Below are 2,602 nucleotides of genomic sequence, written 5' to 3' on the forward strand. Positions count from 1 at the left end.
CCCTCCAGCCACCAGGGGCGGCGTGAAGACCTGAGCTGCCAGCGTTTGACGCCACCGCTCTCGTCCAGCTTCCAATACGATCAACGCATTGCTGCGGGCCACCACGGCCGCTGTTTTTCCGTCACTGCCCACGCCTGCCGACAGCGGCTCCGAGAGAGCTGTGCGCCACAGGTCGCCTCCTGTTCGCGCATCGATAGCCGCCACGACACCATCGGCAGAAGCGAGCGTCACCATATTGCCGGCTGTGTGAGCCTCCAGCGGAAAACCTCCAGTCCCGCCCACGCGCGCCGTCCAAGCCTGCCGAACTCCGAGCACCGGGACATTCGCCCCCAGATCCGCAGGTACAGGCTTGGCGTTCCCTCCACTCCACAGCGAACACCCCGCCAGGACACTCGCGAGCAAAATGCAAGAGACGCGTTGCAGTACCACAGCCAGAGGCCGCTTGTTGATTGCAGGAGTGGCGACCATGGCTACTTCACCCCACCCTGAGAGCCCGCCGCAACCGTCACCGCCCCCTCGGGCGACACGCCCAATGCACCCAGCTTCACTTGCACCAAGCGGCGGTACTCGACATTTTCTTCCCACGATTTGTACGCTTTCGCGTATTCAGCGATCGCCTGGGTGCGGTTGTCCTGCAACAGATAGATGTCCCCGCGGCGATCTGCAAACGCACCCTCAAACTCAACCGGAACCGCGCCCGACAGCTGCTGAAGTGCATCGGGGTAGCTCTTTTCGTCCATCAACACGCTGGCCAAACGCAACCGAGCGAGGGCCTTGAGTCCCTCGTCGCTGGATTGGGTCGCTACCCACCCCAGCGCGTCTTTCGCACCACCCAGATTTCCTGCATCTACAAGGGCCTTTGCCAGTGCCAAGCCAGCCTGGCTGGCCTGGGTGGTATTGGCATACTTGGCCTTGATGTCTGCAAACGCTTGTTCCATCCGCGGTTGATCCCCTGAGCGGGCTGCAACCTCAATCGCTTCGTAAAGAGCGGCTGCCTGATTAGCTTGACGGTTTTGCCAGTACTGGTAGCCGTTCCAGGCAAGAAGCGACCCAGCTATGGCGATCAACAGGACACTGATGAGGTTTCCCCAGGTATTCCAAAAATGCTTGAGCTGGTCAAGCTGCTCTTGTTCTTCAAGATCTAAATGATTTGCCATGGATGTGTTCTGTTTTAGCACTTGGATTGTAGGGTGGCCGCCCATTCGGGTAGCTTGTCCAGTGGCCTTTCGGCTTGTGCGCCGACACCGTCCCGGAGCGACTTGACGACCACCGTCCCGCGAGACAGCTCGTCCTGGCCAAATATCAGCGCGTGCTGTGCGCCACTCGCGTCCGCTTTCTTGAACTGCGACTTCATGCTTCCCATGCCTTCGCCGTTGGCCGGCGCTGCATACATCTGCACGTCGACGCCAAGCAGCCGCAAACGTTCGATCGTCGCCATTGCTAAGGGCAGCACATCCACCGACGGCACAACCGCGTACACATCTGCCGCCATAGCAGGCACTGCGCTGCCTTGCTCTTTGAGCAGTTCAAGCACCCGTTCCACGCCAAGGGCCCATCCCACAGCAGGTGCCGCTTTACCGCCGATCTGCTCGATCAGGTAGTCATAGCGCCCGCCCCCACAAATGGTGCCTTGCGATCCCAACTGATCCGTCACGAACTCAAACACGGTCAAGTTGTAGTAATCCATTCCCCGCACAAGGCGTGGATTGACAGTCCACTCGACAGCGTTGGCAGCCAAGATGGACTTCAAGGCTTCAAAATGCGCCAACGATTGCTCGCCGAGAAAATCAATCAACCGGGGGGCTGCTTCCACCATGGCTTGCATGGCGGGATTCTTGGTATCCAAAATTCGCAACGGATTGCTGTGCAATCGTCGACGCGCCTCTTCGTCCATCACATCAACATGCTGCTCAAGGTACGAAATGAGCGCTGCGCGATGCGCCTTCCGCTCATCGGGTTGACCCAGGCTGTTGAGCTCCAGTCGCACATTTTTGAGACCCAGCTCACGCCACAACGCTTTGGCCAGCAAAATCAGCTCCGCGTCGACTTCAGCACCCGCAAATCCCAGCGCCTCAGCACCGATCTGATGGAACTGCCGATATCGGCCCCGCTGCGGCCGCTCGTGGCGAAACATGGGCCCCATGTAGTACAGGCGTTTGCCCCCGTCGTACAACATGGAATGTTCGGCAACCGCCCGCACCACCCCTGCCGTGGCTTCCGGACGCAAGGTGAGATGCTCGCCATTGAGGCGGTCCTCGAAGGAATACATCTCCTTCTCGACGATGTCAGTCACCTCCCCCAACCCTCGCACAAAAAGAGGCGTGTGCTCGACGATGGGCGTGCGGATATTGCGGTAGGCATACCGCGCCATGAGATCGCGAACCTTGGCTTCCAACCACTCCCAGCGCGCAGACTCGGGGGGGAGAATGTCATTCATCCCTTTCACGGCCATCAGCTTTTCTGCTTTGGTGGGAGAGACGCTTTTTGGAGTGCTCACAACTGTTCTTTTCTTATCTGGTATTTTTTTGAAATCGTACGCATGGCAGCACAACAGGCCTAAACCTGCGACACGAGCCCGCCAAAGCGCTTGTCGATGTATTGC

3 protein-coding genes are annotated in these 2,602 nt (G+C 59.0%); all 3 read right to left on the bottom strand.

What is annotated here, in order from left to right:
* The coding region (locus tag MRY84_RS22390; protein WP_291507878.1) for a PQQ-binding-like beta-propeller repeat protein at positions 1–468 on the bottom strand (468 nt) is incomplete at its 3' end.
* Positions 469–470: 2 nt separating this feature from the next.
* Positions 471–1,157 carry a tetratricopeptide repeat protein gene (locus MRY84_RS22395; protein WP_291507879.1) on the bottom strand — a complete coding sequence of 229 codons (687 nt, stop codon included), beginning with the start codon at positions 1,155–1,157 and terminating at the stop codon, positions 471–473.
* Positions 1,158–1,171: 14 nt separating this feature from the next.
* Positions 1,172–2,452, bottom strand: coding sequence for a histidine--tRNA ligase (hisS, locus tag MRY84_RS22400; protein WP_291507880.1), 1,281 nt, complete (start codon positions 2,450–2,452; stop codon positions 1,172–1,174).
* Positions 2,453–2,602: the final 150 nt, after the last annotated feature.

Origin of the sequence: Acidovorax sp. (assembly GCF_022763525.1) — a bacterium.
Classification (GTDB): domain Bacteria; phylum Pseudomonadota; class Gammaproteobacteria; order Burkholderiales; family Burkholderiaceae_C; genus Acidovorax.

Bases quoted from the DNA above. Each gene is read 5' to 3' on its own strand.
- MRY84_RS22395 (WP_291507879.1), bottom strand. From the start codon at position 1,157: ATGGCAAATCATTTAGATCTTGAAGAACAAGAGCAGCTTGACCAGCTC.
- hisS (WP_291507880.1), bottom strand. From the start codon at position 2,452: ATGGCCGTGAAAGGGATGAATGACATTCTCCCCCCCGAGTCTGCGCGC.